The organism is Natroniella acetigena, from assembly GCF_023227745.1.
Lineage (GTDB): Bacteria > Bacillota > Halanaerobiia > Halobacteroidales > Halobacteroidaceae > Natroniella > Natroniella acetigena.
Genome location: NZ_JALKBX010000007.1, coordinates 1 through 20218 on the forward strand (window position 1 = coordinate 1; position 20218 = coordinate 20218).

Annotated in this window: 19 protein-coding genes, 6 tRNA genes, 1 rRNA gene, 1 other RNA gene, 1 riboswitch and 1 other annotated feature; all 27 genes read left to right on the forward strand. The window is 33.5% G+C overall.

The window, feature by feature from the left end; all coding sequences use genetic code 11:
• Positions 1–302: 302 nt before the first annotated feature.
• Positions 303–419, forward strand: a 5S ribosomal RNA gene (gene rrf / locus MWH25_RS02850).
• A gap of 130 nt (positions 420–549) precedes the next feature.
• On the forward strand, positions 550–1449 hold the full coding sequence (gene sppA, locus MWH25_RS02855; protein WP_248625604.1) for a signal peptide peptidase SppA: 900 nt from the start codon (positions 550–552) through the stop codon (positions 1447–1449).
• A gap of 57 nt (positions 1450–1506) precedes the next feature.
• Positions 1507–1727 (forward strand) — a binding site (T-box leader).
• A 48-nt stretch (positions 1728–1775) separates the two neighbouring features.
• On the forward strand, positions 1776–2942 hold the full coding sequence (locus tag MWH25_RS02860) for a pyridoxal-phosphate-dependent aminotransferase family protein (protein WP_248625606.1): 1167 nt from the start codon (positions 1776–1778) through the stop codon (positions 2940–2942).
• Positions 2942–4525 (forward strand): phosphoglycerate dehydrogenase, encoded by a 1584-nt coding sequence (serA, locus tag MWH25_RS02865; RefSeq protein ID WP_248625608.1) that lies wholly within the window; start codon positions 2942–2944, stop codon positions 4523–4525. Before MWH25_RS02860 ends, serA begins: the two co-directional genes overlap by 1 nt.
• Before the next feature lie 17 nt (positions 4526–4542).
• Positions 4543–5826: a serine--tRNA ligase gene (gene serS / locus MWH25_RS02870; RefSeq protein WP_248625610.1), complete on the forward strand. Its 1284-nt coding sequence runs from the start codon at positions 4543–4545 to the stop codon at positions 5824–5826.
• Between the two features lie 101 nt (positions 5827–5927).
• A tRNA-Ser gene (locus MWH25_RS02875) sits at positions 5928–6019 on the forward strand.
• Between the two features lie 30 nt (positions 6020–6049).
• Positions 6050–6143 (forward strand) — tRNA-Ser (locus MWH25_RS02880).
• 406 nt (positions 6144–6549) lie between these two features.
• Positions 6550–6641 (forward strand) — tRNA-Ser (locus tag MWH25_RS02885).
• Positions 6642–6669: 28 nt separating this feature from the next.
• Positions 6670–6763 (forward strand) — tRNA-Ser (locus MWH25_RS02890).
• A gap of 92 nt (positions 6764–6855) precedes the next feature.
• Positions 6856–6932, forward strand: a tRNA-Arg gene (locus tag MWH25_RS02895).
• A gap of 47 nt (positions 6933–6979) precedes the next feature.
• Positions 6980–7435 (forward strand): tRNA adenosine(34) deaminase TadA, encoded by a 456-nt coding sequence (tadA, locus tag MWH25_RS02900; protein ID WP_248625612.1) that lies wholly within the window; start codon positions 6980–6982, stop codon positions 7433–7435.
• Between the two features lie 23 nt (positions 7436–7458).
• Positions 7459–7550, forward strand: a tRNA-Ser gene (locus tag MWH25_RS02905).
• Between the two features lie 93 nt (positions 7551–7643).
• An RNA gene (gene ffs, locus MWH25_RS02910) (signal recognition particle sRNA large type) lies at positions 7644–7907 on the forward strand.
• Positions 7908–8042: 135 nt separating this feature from the next.
• Positions 8043–9710 (forward strand): DNA polymerase III subunit gamma/tau, encoded by a 1668-nt coding sequence (gene dnaX / locus MWH25_RS02915; protein ID WP_248625614.1) that lies wholly within the window; start codon positions 8043–8045, stop codon positions 9708–9710.
• A gap of 43 nt (positions 9711–9753) precedes the next feature.
• On the forward strand, positions 9754–10062 hold the full coding sequence (locus MWH25_RS02920) for a YbaB/EbfC family nucleoid-associated protein (protein ID WP_248625616.1): 309 nt from the start codon (positions 9754–9756) through the stop codon (positions 10060–10062).
• 10 nt (positions 10063–10072) lie between these two features.
• Positions 10073–10672, forward strand: coding sequence for a recombination mediator RecR (gene recR, locus MWH25_RS02925; protein WP_248625618.1), 600 nt, complete (start codon positions 10073–10075; stop codon positions 10670–10672).
• A 318-nt stretch (positions 10673–10990) separates the two neighbouring features.
• On the forward strand, positions 10991–11209 hold the full coding sequence (locus MWH25_RS02930; RefSeq protein ID WP_248625620.1) for a DUF2508 family protein: 219 nt from the start codon (positions 10991–10993) through the stop codon (positions 11207–11209).
• 143 nt (positions 11210–11352) lie between these two features.
• Complete coding sequence (locus MWH25_RS02935; RefSeq protein WP_248625622.1) at positions 11353–11925, forward strand: 2-oxoacid:acceptor oxidoreductase family protein; 573 nt, start codon at positions 11353–11355, stop codon at positions 11923–11925.
• Positions 11925–12209, forward strand: a complete 285-nt coding sequence (locus tag MWH25_RS02940; protein ID WP_248625624.1) for a 4Fe-4S binding protein — start codon at positions 11925–11927, stop codon at positions 12207–12209. The genes MWH25_RS02935 and MWH25_RS02940 overlap by 1 nt, the downstream gene beginning before the upstream one ends.
• Positions 12210–12229: 20 nt before the next feature.
• Positions 12230–13411, forward strand: coding sequence for a transketolase C-terminal domain-containing protein (locus MWH25_RS02945; protein WP_248625626.1), 1182 nt, complete (start codon positions 12230–12232; stop codon positions 13409–13411).
• A gap of 12 nt (positions 13412–13423) precedes the next feature.
• On the forward strand, positions 13424–14344 hold the full coding sequence (locus MWH25_RS02950; protein ID WP_248625628.1) for a thiamine pyrophosphate-dependent enzyme: 921 nt from the start codon (positions 13424–13426) through the stop codon (positions 14342–14344).
• A gap of 484 nt (positions 14345–14828) precedes the next feature.
• Positions 14829–14930, forward strand: a riboswitch (purine riboswitch).
• A gap of 229 nt (positions 14931–15159) precedes the next feature.
• Complete coding sequence (gene guaB / locus MWH25_RS02955) at positions 15160–16617, forward strand: IMP dehydrogenase (RefSeq protein WP_248625630.1); 1458 nt, start codon at positions 15160–15162, stop codon at positions 16615–16617.
• Positions 16618–16925: 308 nt separating this feature from the next.
• Positions 16926–17558: a dTMP kinase gene (tmk, locus tag MWH25_RS02960; RefSeq protein ID WP_248625633.1), complete on the forward strand. Its 633-nt coding sequence runs from the start codon at positions 16926–16928 to the stop codon at positions 17556–17558.
• Position 17559: 1 nt separating this feature from the next.
• The gene (locus MWH25_RS02965) at positions 17560–18003 is read left to right on the forward strand and encodes a YaaR family protein (RefSeq protein WP_248625635.1); all 444 of its coding nucleotides are present in this window, start codon (positions 17560–17562) and stop codon (positions 18001–18003) included.
• An 18-nt stretch (positions 18004–18021) separates the two neighbouring features.
• Positions 18022–19008, forward strand: coding sequence for a DNA polymerase III subunit delta' (gene holB, locus MWH25_RS02970; RefSeq protein WP_248625637.1), 987 nt, complete (start codon positions 18022–18024; stop codon positions 19006–19008).
• 6 nt (positions 19009–19014) lie between these two features.
• Positions 19015–19833 (forward strand): PSP1 domain-containing protein, encoded by an 819-nt coding sequence (locus MWH25_RS02975; protein ID WP_248625639.1) that lies wholly within the window; start codon positions 19015–19017, stop codon positions 19831–19833.
• A 54-nt stretch (positions 19834–19887) separates the two neighbouring features.
• Positions 19888–20217 carry an initiation control protein YabA gene (locus tag MWH25_RS02980; protein WP_248625641.1) on the forward strand — a complete coding sequence of 110 codons (330 nt, stop codon included), beginning with the start codon at positions 19888–19890 and terminating at the stop codon, positions 20215–20217.
• Position 20218: the final 1 nt, after the last annotated feature.

Here is a 20218-nt window from a genome sequence, read left to right on the forward strand (position 1 = left end):
CAGGTAGATAGGCCAGAGGTATAAGGATGGTAACATCTTCAGCTGACTGGTACTAATAGATCGAGGGCTTAATCTAGTATATCTATTGTGCAGTTTTGAATGTATAAAAGCTTGCAAATTAATTCAAAAAAGTTCTTGACAAACAAGAACGAAGATGTTAAGATATTAATTGTTGAATTGAGACAAGCTTAAAAAAGTATTTAATATTGAATACTGAATAATTAACAGTTGAAGTTAAAAACATTTGAATTTAAAGATTTAAATTATTCCATATTAGATATTAAATATTAAATGAATAATATTCTGGTGGTAATGGCGGAGGGGCAACACCTGTTTCCATTTCGAACACAGCAGTTAAGTCCTCCAGCGCCGATGGTACTGCAGGGGCAGCCTTGTGGGAGCGTAGGTCACTGTCAGAATATTAAAAAAGGACTTTTTATTGCAGTTAACTGCGGTAAAAGGTCTTTTTATTTTATTTTTAGTTTTAAATTACTAATTATTTAGCATAATAGTTAATATACGGAGTGAGAAATTTTAGGGGGAATTAATTTGACAAAAACTACTAAGGTGATTTTAGGAGTTATAACTGTGTTACTATTAGTAGTAGTTGTGTTATTGAGTAGTATATTTTCTATAATTAGTGGGAGGATAGGAAGACAAGATCATCCTAATCAATTAGTAGCAATCGATATTTCAGGAGTGATTAGTAGTGGACAGTTTGGTTTTTCTGGACAAGCTAACTCAGCAAGAATAATGGAACAAATCAATCAATTAAGAGAAGATGAGAATGTTAAAGGATTACTTTTAAGAGTGAATAGTCCTGGAGGAAGTTCTGCTGCTTCTGAAGCAATTTATCAAGAGATTATAGAATATAAATCTGAAACTGGAAACCCTGTTGTAGTTGCTATGGAGGATGTAGCTGCGTCTGGGGGATATTATATTGCTACTGCTGCTGATCAAATTTTTGCTAGCCCTGCAACAACTACTGGCAGTATCGGGGTTATTATGCAATTTAAAGATATGAAAGAATTATATAAAAAAATTGGGGTTAGAAATGTAACTTTCAAGAGTGGAGATTACAAAGATATTGGAAATCCAGATCGAGATTTGACTGAAGAAGAAAAAAATTTTTTACAAGAATTAGTTGATGAAATTCATGAACAATTTGTTGAAGTTATAGTAAATGAAAGAGAGTTATCTCGAACAGAAGTAGAGGAATTAGCTGATGGTAGAATATTTACTGGTAATCAAGCCAAAGAAATTAATTTAGTTGATCAACTAGGTAATTTTTATCATGCAGTTGATGAACTTGAAAGATTAGCAGAAATAGAGGGGGAAGCAGAATTAATTTATTATGACCGTCAATCATTATTAGATATTATTATTACTTCCTTTATATCTCATCTTAGCTTAGATAATAACCTAGCTTTTAAATATCAATTTAATTAAAATCCTTGCATTATTAGATTAAATATTATATAATGCAGATTAAAATAAGTATATCTTAAAATCACAAAGAAGAGGTTAAGTAAATTGTAAATCTATTTCTAGAGAGTCAGTGGTCGGTGAAAACTGATATAGAGTTATGGTTGAATCCACCTCAGAGTGGCTAGTGAAATAAGCTAGACGGGCTAGCAACCGTTATCTGCTAAGAGTGGGCTTTTAATGCCAATTAGAGTGGTATCACGGGATTTCTAATATATACTAACTAAATTCTCGCCTCTAGCAGAAAATAGAGGCGAGAATTTTATTTTTAGAGGAGGGAGAAAGAGAGTATGAAGAATAAAAGAACTATGATGTTACCTGGGCCAACAGATGTTCCACGACAAGCATTATTATCTTCAGCTCAGAAAATGATTGGTCATCGTACTAAAGACTGTGAAGAGTTAATTGATGAAGTGACTGACGGTTTGAAATATGTTTTTCAAACAGAGCATGATGTTTTAATTTTAACTTGTTCAGGAACTGGAGGTTTAGAAGCTTCCATTGCCAATACATTATCACAAGGAGATAAAGTTTTGGCTTTATGTACAGGTGCATTTGGAGAAAGATATGCAACTATTGCTGAGAGATATGGAGTAGAAGTAGAGAGAATTAATTTTGAGTGGGGTACACCAGTAGATGTAAGTAAAGTAGAAGAGCAATTAAAGGAAACAACTCAACAAGAGTTTAAAGCTATTTTAATGACTCATAATGAAACTTCTACAGGGGTGATTAATCATCCTCAGTCTCTTGGAAAGTTAGCTCAAAAGTATAATTTATTATTATTGGTTGATGCAGTAAGTTCTTTAGGTGGGATTGAATTAAAAGTTGATGAATGGAGAGCGGATGTTGTAGTGACCTCTTCCCAAAAAGCATTGATGTCACCACCAGGATTAGCATTGGTAAGTGTAAGTCCTAGAGCATTAGAGGCAGCAGAGGATTCAGACTTACCTAAATTTTATTGGGATTTTAGAAGGGCCAAGAAATTTTTAGTAGAAAGACCAAATCAAACCCCTTCAACCCCTGCTATTACTAATTTAAAAGCCTTAAGATATGCATTAAGAGAGATTAAGAGTGAAGGATTAGAAAATGTATTTAAGCGACATAAAATTATAACTATGGCTTTTAGAAGGGCTATGCAAGAACTAGGATTAGAATTATTAGTAGAGGAAAAAGTTGCTTCTAAAACGGTAACTGCTGTAAAGTTGCCATCTGAAATTAAATTTGAGATACTAAAGCAGAGATTATTAGAGGAGTATAATGTGTATATCACCGGAAGTAAAGGAGAATTAAAAGGGAAAGTGTTTAGAGTAGGACATATGGGTAATGTGAGCAGAAATGATATTTTATCTACTATCTCAGCTCTTGAGTTAGTTTTAAAGGACGAAGGACTGGATATTGAATTAGGTAGTGGGATAAAAATAGCACAGCAAGTATTTTATGAGGAGGAGAGTAATTAATGAAAGTATTAGTAAGCGATCGAATTTCACAAGTTGGAATTAGTAATTTGGAAGAAAAAGGGATTGATGTTACTTATGATATAGAATTAACTTATCAAGAGTTGTTAGAAGAGATTGAAAAATATGATGGGATTATTTTACGAAGCATGACCCCTTTAAATGAAGAAGTTTTAAAGAGGGCAACTAATTTGAAAGTAATTGCTAGAGCTGGTTCTGGGTATGATAACATTGATGTTGATGCTGCTTCTAAAGAGGGAATTATAGTATTGAATACGCCTGGTCAAAATACTATTTCTGCAGCGGAACAGACTATGGCCTTAATGTTAGCTCTATCTCGTAATGTTCCACAAGCTCATAATGCTTTACAAAAAGCTGTATGGAATAGGAATAAATATATGGGGGTTGAATTGAATAGTAAAACATTAGGAATTATCGGTTTAGGTCGAGTAGGCGGTAATGTATCTAAAAGAGCTAAGTCATTTAATATGAATGTTATTGCTTATGATCCTTATATACCAGCTAAACGAGGAAAAAAGCTAGGGGTGGAGTTAGTTGATTTTGAAGAACTCTTAAAAAGATCGGACTTTATTTCTTTACATACTCCATTAACCGAAGAAACGCACCATATTTTGAGTAAAGAAGAATTTTCAAAGATGAAGGAGCAAGTTAGAGTTATTAATGTAGCCCGAGGAAAAAATGTGGATCATGCTGCTTTATATGAAGCAATAAAGAGTGGAAAAGTAGCAGGAGCAGCTTTAGATGTTCATGAAGAAGAACCAATTAATGAAGATTATTCTTTACTAGAGCTAGAAGAAGTAATTTTAGCACCGCATCTAGGAGGTACGACAGTGGAAGCAATGGACAATGTTTCTATTGATGCTGCTAAACAATTATTACATGTTTTATTAGAAGAAAGACTACCTCGAACTCCTTTAAATGTTCCTGTAATCAAACCAACAGAAATGAATTTGATTAAGCCTTACATTAAACTAGGAGAGAAGATAGGTGGTTTTTATTCAGGTTGGATAGGTGGTAGAATTGAACAAGTTGAGGTGATCTACCAAGGCAATATAGCTAAACAGGATATTGAGCCAGTAACTACATCACTATTGAAAGGGTTATTAAATCCTATATTAAATGAAAATGTTAATTTAGTAAATGCTAGTTTAATTGCTCGGGAAAGAGGAATTGAAATTATAGAATCTAGAAGTGAAACTAGCAATAAATACTCCAGTTTAATAACTGTAAAAATAAAGAATAATGGAACGACTAAAAGGATTTCAGGAACTATTTTTGATGAGCAGGATTTAAGAATTGTTAATATTGATAATTATGGTATTGATTTAATTCCAGAAGGCTCATTATTAGTGACTAGTCATCAAGACCAACCAGGAATAGTAGGGAAAGTAGGTACTTTATTGGGAGAAAACGGTATTAATATTGCCAGCATGCAACTAGGGCGTAATAAAGCTGGTGGAGATGCAGTTATGGTACTTAATATAGATCAAGAAGGTGGCGAAAAAATAGAAGAAAAGATACTTGAAATTGATGGAATGTTAGATGTTAGTATTTTTACTTTGTAATTTGAGGGGGAAAGTCAATGTTAGACTTAGGATTTGTCAGAGAAAATATTGATTTAATTAAGAAAGTTTTGAGTGATCGAGGAACTGAAGCTCCAATTGATGAATTTACAGAAGTAGATCAAAAGAGAAGGGAATTAATTCAAGAAGTAGAAAGACTAAAGCAGATTCGCAACCAAGAATCTACTAAAATAGGTCAATTAAAAAGAGAAGGAAAAGATGAAGCAGCAGAAAAAATAATTCAGAAAATGGGCCAAGTAGCAGATGAGATTAAGGAATTAGACAATGAGTTGAAAGAGTATAAAGAGCGTTTAAATGAAATTATGTTACAAATCCCTAATATTCCTCATCAAGATGTTCCGATTGGAATGGATGAAAGTGATAATATCTGTACTCGTGAATGGGGAGAAATAAGAGAGTTTAGTTTTGAACCTAAAGCACATTGGGATTTGGGTACGGAACTGGATATATTAGATTTTCAAAAAGGTGCTAAAGTGTCAGGAGCTAGATTTACTTTTTTGAAAGGATTAGGGGCCAAACTTGAAAGAGCATTGGTTAACTTTATGCTGGATGTTCATTTAAACGAGCATGAGTATAAAGAAGTTTTTCCGCCTTTTATGGTTCATAAAGATAGTATGTTGGGAACAGGACAACTTCCTAAATTTGAAGAAGATGCTTTTAAAATTGAAGGAACAGATTATTATTTAATTCCAACTGCTGAAGTTCCTGTAACCAATATGTATAGAGAACAGATTTTATCAATCGATGATTTACCTATTTATCATGTAGCATATAGTGCTTGTTTTAGAGCGGAGGCAGGCGCTCATGGTCGAGATACAAGAGGTATTATTAGACAACATCAATTTAATAAGGTTGAAATGGTCAAGTTTGTAGAACCAGAAAATTCTTACGAAGAGTTTAAGAAGTTAGTAAGAAATGCAGAAACTATTTTGCAGAAATTAAAGCTACCTTATCGAGTTATGAATATGTGTACCGGTGATTTAGGTTTTACTGCTGCCAAAAAATATGATTTAGAAGTTTGGTTGCCTAGTTATAATATTTATCGAGAAATTTCCTCTTGTAGTAATTTTGAGGATTTTCAAGCTAGAAGAGCAGAAATTAGATATCGTCCTGAACCAGAAGCAAATGCTCGTTATGTACATACTTTAAATGGTTCTGGTTTAGCGATTGGTAGGACAATGGCTGCTATTATTGAAAATTATCAAAATGAAGATGGGAGTATAACTATTCCTGAGGTTTTGCAGCCTTATATGAATGGTTTAGAAAGAATTGAAAATAATTAATTATTTTCAAAGGTCAATCTGAATAGGTTGACCTTGAATTTTTTTGATAAATTCTTGACAATTAATAATGAATTGATTATAATAGTACTTGTGTTAAAAGTGGAGGGGTGTCCGAGTCCGGTTTATGGTGGCAGACTTGAAATCTGCTGTGCGTTCACGCGTACCGTGGGTTCGAATCCCACCCCCTCCGCCAAAAAAACAATTTATAGTTGATAATTAATATGGAGAGATACCCAAGTGGCTGAAGGGGCGGGTTTGCTAAACCTGTAGTAGGGCATATTGCTCTAGCGAGGGTTCGAATCCCTCTCTCTCCGCCAAATTAATTTAATCTATATAAACTTTCAAACGTCCCTTAGAGGATGTTTTTTGTATTGAAGAAATTAAATTGAATTAAAACTGAACTGGTTTAATTATTTGCTAGTTTAAACAGTTCAAAGTATAATCAGGATTAAGTTTAATTTACATGAAATTTTTGATTTAATCTGTGAAATATATAATTATGTTGAAAATATTTAAATGGAGTGAAATAGATAAAAAAATTGCTTTATTTATTGCAAAAAATTTCCAATTAAAATCATTTGACTTAATTATTTGTATGTGCTAATATAATAAATGTTGTTCAGGGAGGGCATTCAAATTTCAACTTGCAATTTATAAAAAAATATTTTCCCTTGACAAACGAGCATAAATAAGTTATAATTAAAGTTGCGTTAAAAACAACATGGAGGGGTGTCCGAGTCTGGTTTATGGTGGCAGACTTGAAATCTGCTGTGCGTTCACGCGTACCGTGGGTTCGAATCCCACCCCCTCCGCCAAAAACAATTTATAGTTGATAATTAATATGGAGAGATACCCAAGTGGCTGAAGGGGCGGGTTTGCTAAACCTGTAGTAGGGCATATTGCTCTAGCGAGGGTTCGAATCCCTCTCTCTCCGCCAATAAAACAATTTATAGTTGAGGGTTTGAAGTTAAGGTTTTGATTTATAACTGTAAATTATCAATTGTAAACTATCAACTTTTTTTATATTGTGCGCCCGTAGCTCAATTGGATAGAGTAACTGACTACGAATCAGGAGGTTGGAGGTTCGACTCCTCCCGGGCGCGCCATTAAATAAGGTTAATAATTAATAGAGAAGAGTGAATTGTTTTAAATCATGAATAATAAAGATGAATATTATATGAAGATAGCTTTAGAAGAAGCTGAAAAAGCTTTTCAAAAAGGTGAGGTTCCAATTGCTGCTATAATTGTTAAGAATGATCAAATTATAGCTAAGGCTCATAACTTAAAAGAGAGCTTGCAAGATCCAACTGCACATGCTGAAGTGCTTGCTATTCGTCAGGCGACTACTAGTCTAGGTGGTTGGCGACTTTCTGGATCTAGCCTATATGTTACTATTGAGCCATGTCCTATGTGTGCTGGAGCAATAGTTCAAGCTCGGATTGACAATTTAGTTTACGGGGCCAACGATCTTAAAGCTGGAGCTGCTGGAACATTATTCAATATAGTTAGTGATGAAAGATTGAATCATAGATTAGAAGTAAATACTGGTGTTCTAGAAAAAGAATGTAGTCAAATAATGAAAGAATTTTTTAAGAAATTAAGAGAATAACCAATAATCAATATTAAGCTCATGGAGAGGTGTCCGAGTCTGGCTTAAGGAGCTCGCCTGGAAAGCGAGTAAGGGTTTACGCCCTTCGAGGGTTCAAATCCCTCCCTCTCCGCCATATAAATTTGATTTTAGTTTTATTTTTTGATATAATCAAAACTAGTGAAAACAAAATAGTAATAAAGGTTTAGTGCCTTTATATAGATTTTGGTCGTGCTAAACGGGGTGGTAGCGGTGCCCTGTAACCCGCAATCCGCTATAGCGGGGTTGAAGTCTATTTAAGCTTATCTTTTTTAAGGTCTGGCTTAGATAAGTGGTGTTGACGATTGGGTCCTACGCAACGAGGCTTTACGAACTCCGTCAGATCCGGAAGGAAGCAGCGGTAAGTAAATGTCCTCGTGTGCCGTAGGGGTACCTGGTTCGAGCTAACTGTCTAAGTAACGCTTGGAAAAGGTATGTGAGAATAGATGCACGGCCATTTATATTATACTTAGAAATATTTCATGCACGTCAACTTAGTATATATTTTTCTAATTTAATTGTTTTATATTGCTATATGGCTTAAGTTATTATGAGAAGTATTTATAATTTTAGTGGAGGTTATTATAAGATGACCTATCTATCACTTTATCGTAAATGGCGTCCTGATACCTTTTCTGATATTGCTGGTCAAAAAAGTGTTGTAAAAACCTTAAAAAATGCCATTCAATTTGACAGAATAACTCATGCTTATTTGTTTTGCGGGCCAAGAGGAACGGGAAAGACTAGTACAGCTAAAATATTGACTAAAGCTTTAAATTGCCAAGATGGGCCAACGGTTACTCCATGTAATCAATGTGAATCATGCTTAAATATAAAGGATAATAATCCAGTTGACATGATAGAGATTGATGCCGCTTCTAATCGAGGAATTGATAAGATTAGAGAGATTAGGGAGAAGATAAGATCATCTCCTTTAAAAGGCAATTATAAAGTATATATTATTGATGAAGTACATATGTTAACAACAGAAGCTTTTAATGCTTTATTGAAGACTTTAGAAGAACCGCCGAGTTATGTGCTCTTTATTTTGGCTACTACAGAGCCTCATAAATTACTACCTACTATTTTATCAAGGTGCCAAAGATTTGATTTTAGTAGGCTTTCGATTACGGACATTAAAGATAGATTGTCCTATATCTGTGAGCAAGAAGGAATTAAAGCTGATAATGAAGTTTTATCACTAATTGCTCGTAATGCTGATGGAGGTATGAGGGATGCAATCAGTATTTTAGATCAAGCTATCTCTTATAGTGGAGATGAGATTACGACTAATGATTTAGAAGCAGTATTAGGATTAGTAAGTAATCAAGCTTTATTTGAATTAACTGAAATAATTTTTGATGTTCAAATGGAAAGAGCACTGGATTTAGTTAATCAGATAGTTAATCAGGGCAAAGATATAAAGAGATTTGTTAATGATTTGATTTATCATTTTCGTAATTTGTTGTTGGTTAAAGAGTGTGAAAGTAATGAGCGATTATTAGATTTAACGACGGATAAAAATTTAAATTTAGTAGAGCAAGCTAAAAATGTAGAAACATTTCAATTATTACAGTTAATTGAGATTGCAAATGAAATAGAATCCGATTTAAAAGAGACAACTCAACCACGAATTGTATTGGAAATGGGAATCATCAAGTTGATTAAATTTGAAGAGAATAGATCATTAGTTGGAATTTTAGAACGGATCTCACGCTTAGAAGAGAGAATAAATAATGGTCAAATAGAAGTTAAAACAATGGACAATAAGTTGAAACAACCTGATATTAAAGCAGAGGTAAATAAATCTAAAACACCTACTTCAAAAGCAACTGTCTCTTCCAATAGTGAATCGTTTCCAGAAGAAAATAAAGAACCAGTTACTGATTCTTCATTGACATTAAGTGAAGTTAAGAATAATTGGGAAGATATTTTAGATTATTTGAAGAAGAAAAAAAAGATGAGGTTGCAGGCATTATTACGTGATGCAACCCCTGTTAAATTAGAGAATAATAAGTTAATTATTGCTTTTGAACATGAGTTTCACAAGGATTCTGTAGACCAAGAAAAAGAAATTTTAACTAAGGTTATTAAAAAGATTTTTGGTATAGATTTGCAGGTGAAGTCTGTTTTTTCTAGAAATAAGCCAAAAGGTAATCAAGAGAATAGTAAGGAAGAAATAATGCAACATCAATTGGTGAAAGAAGCAGTTGAAGTTTTTGATGGTGAGGTTGTTCAGATTGAATCTGTAGATTAATAAACTTAATAAACTTAATTAAATTTTTAAGGAGCTGATATTTATGGATATGAATAAAATGATGAAACAGGTTCAGAAGATGCAAGGGCAAATGGCTAAGGTGCAGGATGAATTAGCTGAGAAGACGATTGAAGCTTCTGCTGGAGGAGGAGTTGTAACTGTAGTTGCTAATGGTAAACAAGAAATTATTGATATTAGAATTGATCCTGATGCAGTAGATCCAGATGATACAGAGATGTTAGAAGATTTGATTTTAGCTGCTGTCAATGAAGCGATGAGAGAAGTTCAAGATTTAGCTTCTAAAGAGATGGGTAAATTAACTGGTGGTATGAATATTCCTGGGTTATTCTAGGAATTAAGTTATGAAATATTATCCACAACCCTTAGCTGAGCTAATTGGACAATTAACTAAATTACCTGGAGTTGGCCCTAAAACTGCACAAAGATTAGCTTTTTACATATTAAATATGGAGAAAAGTGAAGTTGATCAATTAGGGGGATCAATCTTGAAGATTAAGGGTAAATTGACTTATTGCTCAAGTTGTCATAATCTGACTCAAGATGATCCGTGTTACATCTGTAAAGATAGTAAAAGAAATAAAGAGGTAATTTGTGTAGTTGAAAATGCAAAGGACATTATTGCTATGGAAAAGACTGGAGAGTACAGTGGTGTTTATCATGTTTTGCATGGTGCTATTTCACCAATAGATGGTTTAGGGCCTGATGATATTAAAATTAATGATTTACTGAATAGAATTGAAAATGATGTTATAGAGGAAATTATTATAGCTACCGACCCTAATGTAGAGGGTCAAGCAACAGCTATGTATATTTCTAAGCTATTGAAGCCATTGAATATTAAGGTGACTCGTATAGCTCATGGATTACCAGTAGGTGGGGATTTAGAGTATGCTGATGAAGTTACTTTGTCTAAAGCTTTAGAAGGAAGACAAGAAATATAGCCACTATTCAGTGGCTATTTATTTTGTTTTAAAAGTTTGAATTTTCTCTATTTCAACTTGACAAAGGATAAAAATAATATTATAATTGTGTCTAAATACGTATTTTTAAAATTTAAGTATATCATGTAATAATTATTAAATGGAAATTAATGATTTAAGAAAAATGGTCAGTGCTGACAACTGAATTTATTAATTTAAATATCTGATAAGTGTGGTTAATTAAAAGGCTAATAATGAATTTTTTTTAATTAGCTTGGTTATCCTAGTAGAGAAATAACTTAAAGGGGGATAACCAACATTAATAAATTAGTAGAGCTATTGAATATTAATTGGGTGGGTAATTCTGCTAATTTAGAGGATGAATTAACTCAAGATTTAGAGGAGGCTCAAAGAGAGCTTACTAGAGCAAGGAGGTATTTTAATTCTGTTTCAGATCCTGACTTAATAGATCATGCTATTTATTTATTAGAAGCTACTAGAAAGAAATATAGTTATTTGTTAAAAAAGAAGAAAAAACAATTAGAAAATGACAAATAATTGAGATTGAGCATGAAAAAATACAAAATACAAATATTCTGAAAATTTAAACTTAAGCTATTTACAAGGAGTTAGACTTAACCTTATAGAATATAGGTAAAGAAGAAACAAATTGATTTTTTAATATGAAAGGAGGAATATAGATGACAAGCTTAACAGAAATTCGTTGGCATGGGAGAGGTGGTCAAGGTTCAAAGACAGCATCTATTTTATTAGGGAAGGTTGCAGCTAAAACAGGCAAAAATATTCAGGCATTTCCTGAGTATGGTCCTGAAAGGATGGGTGCTCCAGTATTAGCTTATAATAGAATTAGTGAAGATAAAATCACTGTTCATTGTCAGGTAACTGAGCCTAGTACTGTAGCAGTTTTAGACCCAACATTATTATCTGTAGTTGATGTGACAGATGGTGTTCCTGCAGATGGGACAATCATTGTTAATACTACAGAGGATGGAGCAGAGTTGAAAGAGAAATTAGGGTTTGATGGAGATGTATGGGCAGTAGATGCTTATGGAATCTCTACTGAAGAGATTGGTGCTCCATTTCCTAATACACCAATGTTAGGTGCTTTGATTAAGGCAACAGGATTGCTTCCGTATGAAGGATTTTTAGAAGAGATAAAAAAAGAGTTTGAGAAGAAGTTTGCTCATAAGCCTGAAGTTGTTGAAGGTAATTTAGCTTCAATTGAAAGGGCTTACCAGGAGGTGAAAAATTAATGGTTAAACCAGGTGATGGATACAAGGATATTCCTAAAGGTGGATTAATTCTTGAAGTTGGTAATGCTAAAAGTTATAAAACTGGTGGCTGGAGAACTGAAAGACCAATTTTAGATAAAGAAGAATGTATTAATTGTCATTTATGCTGGGCTTTTTGTCCTGATTCTTCTGTATTATCAGAAGATGGAGATGTTAAAGCAGAGATTGACTATGACCACTGTAAAGGTTGTGGGATTTGTGCTTATGAATGTCCAGTAAATGCTATTGAAATGGAGAAAGAGTAATTTGAAAGGGGGAAATAAAAATGTCTAATCAAGTAGCCTTAACTGGTAATGAAGTTATGGCCCAAGCAATGCGACAGATCAATCCTGATGTTGTTGCTGCATATCCAATTACACCACAGACTGCAATGGTACAAGTTTTCTCTCAATTTGTAGCTGATGGTAATGTAGATACTGAGTACGTTACTGTTGAAAGTGAACATAGTGCAATGAGTGCTACTGTTGGTGCTTCTGCTGCAGGTTCTCGAGCTATGACAGCAACAGCTGCTAATGGTTTAGCTTTAATGTGGGAGATTTTATATATTGCTTCTGGTACTAGATTACCAATTGTAATGCCAGTAGTAAATCGTGCGTTAAGTGGTCCGATTAATATCCACTGTGATCACAGTGATGCTATGGGTGCTCGTGATGCAGGTTGGATTCAATTTTTTGCCGAAAATGCTCAAGAAGCTTATGATAATGCTATTCAAGCGGTTCGTATTTCTGAACATGAAGATGTGAGATTGCCTAGTATGGTTAATTTAGATGGTTTTATTATTAGCCATGCAGTAGAAAATTTAGAGATATTAGCTGATGATGAGGTGGAAGAATTTGTAGGTGAATATCACGCAGATAATTACCTATTGAATTCTGAAAGTCCAATTGCTGTAGGACCATTGGATTTACAAGATTTTTACTTTGAGCACAAAATGCAACAGTCTGTAGCTGTTGAAAATGTAAAAGATGTTGTGCTAAAAGTTGCTGAAGAATATAAAGGAATATCTGGTCGTGAGTATGGTTTGTTTGAGGAATATAAATTAGATGATGCAGAAATTGCAGTAGTAGCATTAGGTTCTACTACTGGAACAGCTAAAGCTGCAGTAGATAATTTAAGGGAACAAGGTGTTAAAGCTGGTTTGTTAAAGATCAGGTTATATAGACCATTCCCAGCTCAAGAGATTGCTGATGCATTGAAAGATCTTAAAGCTGTTGCAATTTTAGATAGAGCTGAAACATTCTCTACTACTGGTGGACCTGTATTTGCTGATGTTAAAGCAGCATTATATGATATTAAAGCTGATGTAGAAGCAACTAATTATATTTACGGTTTAGGTGGAAGAGATATTAAAGTTGGAGAGATAGAATCTGTCTTTACTGATTTACAACAAGTTGTTGAGACTGGTAATGTAGAACAGACAATTAATTATCTTGGTGTAAGAGAATAGGAGGTGTGATTAATGAAATTAAAAGAAGCCGCTAAGAAGGAAGAAAGATTAACTGGTGGACATAGACTGTGTTCAGGATGTGGGGCTGGAACAGTTGCACGTTTGGTTATGAGAGCAAGTGACAATCCAGCTGTTGTAGGATGTGCGACAGGTTGTTTAGAAGTTTCTACTACTATTTATCCTTATACTGCTTGGGAAGATTCTTTTATCCACAATGCTTTTGAAAATGTTGGAGCGACTATTAGTGGGGTTGAATCTGCTTATCGTTCATTAAAGAAGCAAGGTAAGATGGATGAAGACTTTGATTTTATTGCCATTGGTGGTGACGGAGGTACTTATGATATTGGTTTCCAATCATTATCTGGTGCTATGGAACGTGGCCATGATATGGTTTATCTTTGTTATGATAATGGAGCTTATATGAATACTGGAATTCAGCGTTCTAGTGCTACGCCAAAAGGGGCGAATACTACTACTTCACCTGCTGGAGAGGTAATTCCAGGGAAGCAGCAGTATAGAAAAGAATTAACAGATATTATGGCTGCTCATAATATCCCATATGTTGCTCAAGCTTCACCTTTTAAGCCTCAAGATTTAATGAAAAAAGCTAAAAAAGCTTTTGAAGTTGATGGGCCAGCATTTATTAATGTTCTAGCACCATGTCCTCGTGGTTGGAGAAGTAAAGCTGAAGAAGGAATTGAGTTGACTAAGATTGCTGCTGATACTTGTTTCTGGCCATTGTATGAAATTGAAGATGGTGAGTGGAAATTAAATTATAAGCCTAAAAATAAAAAATCGATTACAGAATGGTTGGAGCCACAAGGAAGATTTAAGCATTTATTCCAAGAGGAAAATGAAGCTTTAGTTGAAGAGATTCAAGAGCATGTAGATCAAAGGTGGAACACAATTCTAAATCGTTGTGGTGAGCTCTAAAATAAGTTTTTGACATGAAATTTAAAATGTAAATTAAAGAAGAGAGATAATTCTACATCGTTGTGAAGAGTAAGAATAAATAAAATAATAAACAGGCAGCCCTAGCTAGGGCTGCCTGTTTATTATTTTATTAAGGGAATACTCCTTAATTTAAATTTAATGCTCCATTGTATAATTAAATTTAATTAAATATTGAATTTAAAATTACTGTTCTTTAAAATACTTGTCAATGACATATTCCATACCTTCTTCAATTAAATCATTAGCATTTTTGTCTAATTGAATAGCCAACATCTTTATTTTTTTTGTATAAATTTTCATTTAATGTAGTTGCAATATTTTTGCGAACCATATTAAACACTTCCTAAATTAATTATAACACCTAATAGTTATCTAGTATTAGCTTGATTTTTTGAAAACTAAATTCAATACTTGACAGCTATAATTAAGTCTGATACACTTATAAAAAATTAAACGAATTTATTTATATACTTATAGATTAATTCGTATACCTTCGAGAATAGGGCTCGAAAGTTTCTACCAAGTAGCCGTAAACTACTTGACTACGAATCATAGTGAGAATTTTATTGGGCCTAAGTATAGTTTAAATTAAACTATACTTAGGTTTTATAATATGGTTGCCCCAAAAAAGTTCTAATTAATCATGAAGAAAATTATAAACATACTACATATAGTATGTATTCATTTTGCATCATACTGTATATAGTACAGCAAAATATCCCTATGGTTTTTATGGGCAAATCATAATATTATTTTTAAATTAAGAGAAAAATATATTTAGGAGGTTATTTAAGATGGAAGATAAGATTGTAAAGGAAGGATTGACTTTTGATGATATTTTATTGCAGCCAGCTCATTCTGAGGTATTACCTAAAGAGGTAAGTATGAGTAGTGAATTAACTGATAAGATAAAGCTTAATATTCCAATTATGAGTGCAGCAATGGATACTGTTACGGAAGCTAGACTAGCTATTGCTATAGCTAGAGAAGGTGGATTAGGAATCATCCATAAAAATATGTCCGTTGAAGCACAAGCAGAAGAAGTGGATAAGGTTAAACGCTCAGAAAGTGGAGTTATTGTAAACCCTTTTTATTTAACTCCTGAGGATAAAGTGTATAAAGCGGAAGCACTAATGGCTAAGTATCGTATTTCTGGTGTTCCAATTTTAGACGAAGATAAAAAATTGGTAGGAATTATTACTAATCGAGATTTACGGTTTGAGAATGATTTTGAACAACCAATCAAAAATGTAATGACTGAGGAAGAATTGGTTACTGCTCCAGTAGGGACAAGTATAGAGGAAGCAAAAGATGTCTTACAAGAACATAAGATTGAAAAGTTGCCTTTAGTTGATCAGAATAATGTTTTGAAAGGTTTAATTACAATCAAGGATATTGAGAAGGCTGAACAGTATCCTAACTCAGCTAAAGACAGTCAAGGGAGATTATTAGTGGGCGCTGCTGTAGGAATTGCTAAAGGAACTGGTAAAAGAATTAAAGCTTTAGTGGAAGCAGGCGTAGATATATTAGTGATAGATACAGCTCATGGCCATTCTCAAGGTGTAATTGAGATGGTAAGTAAGGTTAGAGAAAAGTATCCTGAATTAGATATTATTGCTGGTAATGTAGCAACAGCAGAGGCAACACGGGATTTGATTGAAGCGGGGGCTGATGTAGTTAAGGTAGGTGTTGGTCCGGGATCTATTTGTACTACTAGAGTGGTAGCAGGAGTTGGAGTACCGCAAGTTACTGCAGTTTATGATTGTGCTAAGGTAGCGGATGAATATGGAGCTGCTGTGATTGCTGATGGTGGAATTAAGTATTCAGGTGAGATAGTTAAGGCTTTAGCAGCTGGGGCCAAGGCAGTTATGTTAGGTAGCTTATTAGCAGGAACTGAAGAAGCTCCAGGAGAGAAGGAGATTTATAAGGGAAGAAGTTATAAGGTTTATCGAGGAATGGGTTCTATTGGAGCAATGAGACAAGGAAGTAAAGATCGTTATTTTCAAGAAGATGATAAAAAGTTAGTTCCAGAAGGAATTGAAGGAATGGTACCATATAAAGGAGAGTTAGCAGAGACGCTTTATCAACTGGTAGGTGGATTGCGTTCAGGAATGGGTTATTGTGGAACAGGAACAATTGAAGACTTAAGAAAGAATGGTAAGTTTGTAAGGATTACTGGTGCGGGATTAAAAGAAAGCCATCCTCATGATGTTACAATAACGAAAGAAGCACCGAATTATAGTATAGATTAATAAATGAAACGGCCCTCAATCTAGAGGGCTGTTTTATTTATTAGTACAATAATGTGTTAGTGTCAGTAGATATGGTCTTTATAGTTTTCACGGAGAGTCTTGGTTTGTAAGACTCGTAGGATCCGTGTCAGTAAAAAATTAAAGTTCAAAATTCTATGTTTACAAGGGTTAAAGGGTTTGATTTTGACAGACCACAGCCACAGCCACTGACACATTATATCAATAAAGGATTTAAAACTACCTAGATAGAGGAATTTGTTCTTTTCTCAAGAATAATAAAAATAGCCTAAATTAGTTGGAGGAAAAAGATGAGAGGATATTTTATAACTTTAGAAGGAGTAGAAGGTTCAGGAAAATCAACTCAAATAAATTTAATCGAAGAATATTTAATAGAATTAGGTTATCAAGTTCTGACAACCTATGAACCTGGTGACACAAAAATTGGAAAAAAGATCAGAGAGTTATTATTAAATCCTGAGTATGATCAATTAGTGTCTAAGGCTGAATTATTATTATACTGTGCTGATAGGGCTCAACATCTAGCTGAAGTAATTGAGCCAGCTTTGGAAGAAGGAAAAATTGTGATTAGTGATCGCTATATAGATGCTACTGTAGCTTATCAAGGCTATGCACGTGGTTTTGATATTGACTTGATTAAGAAATTAAATAAGATAGCTACAAGTGGTTTAGAGCCTGACTTGACTTTGGTATTAGATATTGATCCTGTTTTTTCTTTAGAACGAGCTAAAAAGGTAACTGCACAATCTGATTTGAAAGGAGATAAGATGGAAGCAGAAAGGATCTCTTTTCATAATTTAGTTAGGGAAGGTTATCTAGCTTTAGCTGAATCTGAGCGGAGGATTGAACTGATTAATGCTAGTTCCTCTGTAACGGAGGTCTTTGCTCAAATCAAATCTACACTTAATAAGCTGGTGATATAAGATGAAGATTCAGAACAAACTAAAGCATGAGTTGAATACAGTCTTGTCAATGAAAGAGAATAAAAAGATAAAATCTACTACAGTAAAGAAGAGTTTTTTAGAAGAGTTGAAGCAAGTTCATGGAGAAGAAACTAAAGCTAGGCTTGATCAACTGTTAGACTTAATTGATCAGCAAGGAGAGAAATTAGCACAGCATAGAACATTTAAAGAGTTTGTAAAGTATAAAAAGATGGTCAGTAGCTTTGTTGAGGAAGTTGTAAGCAAGATGTATCAAGTTAAAGAAGATTATAGTCCAATCCAAGGAAAGGTTTATAATTTGGTTAATAAAGTTGATCAATCTTTAGAAGAATTGACTGAGATGATTATTAATGATCAGTCAGCCCAATTAGAAATTTTAGATAAACTAGATGAAATGAGAGGTTTATTAGTAGATCTTTATAGATAATAAAGGAGAGTAACAGAGATGGCTTTTAATAAGGTAATAGGACAAAACTTAGCTATTACAATTTTAAGAAAACAGTTAGAAAGTGATAGATTGAGTCATGCTTATCTTTTTTTAGGGGAACAAGGAGTTGGCAAGGATATAGCTGCTTTTGAATTTGCTAAAGCAATTAATTGCCAGGAAAAAAATACAGATGCTTGTGATCAATGTATTTCTTGTCGTAAAGCTGATAATCAGAACCATCCAGATATTATAGAGATTAAGCCAGATGGTAAATGGATTAAAATAGATCAAATTCGACAGTTACAGAGGGAAATTTTATATAAACCATATGAAAGCAGATGGAAAATTTATCTTATCCACCAAGCTGACTGTTTAAATCTAGAGGCTGCCAATAGTTTATTAAAGATTTTGGAAGAACCGCCCAGATATGCTATAATAATTTTAGTGCTTGATAGTATAGAGAATATATTACCAACAATTCTTTCTAGATGCCAGTTAGTTAGATTTAGATTATTACCAGATGAGTTAATCAAGCAAGAGTTGATTTCTAACTATAAATTGTCTATGGAAAAAAGTCAACTAATTACTTCTTTAGCAGCTGGTCGTTATAAAACTGCGGTGCAGTTAGTAGAAGACGAAGAGCGATTGGCAGAGAGAGAAGAAATGATAGAGTTGATTCTATCGTTAAAGAATTCAGAACAAGTGATAGTTTTTGAGAGTGCAGAAAGATTATTAGAATATGCAGCTAAGATAAGTCAAACTTTGGAGCTTTTTTTATTATGGTATCGGGATTTATTATTGGTTAAATTAAACCAACTTGAAAGTTTGGTTAATGCAGATTATCGAGATAAATTAACTGAAGAAGCGGAAAGATATAGTGTAGAGGAGATAGAAGAAATAATAAGAATAGTTCAAAATACAAATAATGTAATTAAGAAGTATAATGTTAATTTACAGTTAACGTTAGAAGTGATGTTGCTTAAATTAAGCAAGTTAGGGAGGTAAAGATAGATGGCAGAAGCAATTGGAGTGATCTTTAAAAAAGCTGGTAAGATTTATTATTTTAAAAATGATGACCGGAGTGAACTAAATGTTGGTCAGCAAGTAGTTGTGAAGACGGTTCGAGGGGTTGAATTAGGAGAGGTTGTGACGGATGTTAAGGAGGTAGATGAATCTAAACTAAATAGTCCTTTAAAACCGATTATACGTAAAGCTACCTTGAGTGATATTCAAAAGGCAAAAGAGAATGAAAAGGAAGCAGAAGAAGCATTTGATATCTGTTTAAAAAAGATTGAAAAACATGGGTTGCCAATGAAGTTGATCGATTCTGAATATACTCTTGACAAAAAGAAGTTATTATTTTATTTTACAGCAGATGGGCGAGTTGATTTTAGAGAATTGGTTAAGGATTTAGCTGCTGTCTTTAAAACAAGAATAGAGTTAAGACAGATTGGAGTCAGGGATGAAGCCAAGATGTTAGGGGGGTTAGGTCCTTGTGGTAGGCAACTGTGTTGTAAAACATTTTTAAGAAATTTTGAGCCAATTTCAATTAAAATGGCTAAAAAACAGGACTTATCATTAAACCCTAGTAAAATATCAGGAGTTTGTGGTAGATTGATGTGCTGTTTAAGGTATGAAGCTAAAAATTATTTGAAGACTAAAAAGAATTTGCCTAATATAGGTCAAAAAGTTAAAACTAAAATAGGAATAGGTAGAGTTAAAGATATAAATGTTGTTAAGGAAACAGTAACGGTAGAATTAAGGAATAATGAGGAATTTGAAGTTGATGCTACGGATATCGAGTTAAAAGAGTGTAAAAAAGACAAATAATGTCATTTGTTAGTGAATATAATTATAGTAAAAAATTAGTTTGGGGGGTTGGTAGTGAAAGAAATTATTAGTTTATTAGCACATTTTCAGGAGCAATTGCAGGTGTTGGTTAATGATTTCCAAAAGGTTAAAAATACAGTCTATGATATTTACAAAGAGAATGAGACCCTTAAAGAAGAGAATGAAAATTTAAAGGGGTTATTATTTGAAAAGGAAAAAGAGGAAGAAGAAGGAAAGTCAGCTGATGCTAGTCAGGATAATTTAGCACGACTTTATAAAGAAGGTTTTCATATCTGCCATCTTAATTTTGGTGAAGCTAGAGAAGGAGATTGCTTATTTTGTATGGGTTTATTTGAAGCTGATGAAGAAGTAGAGGTAGATTAAG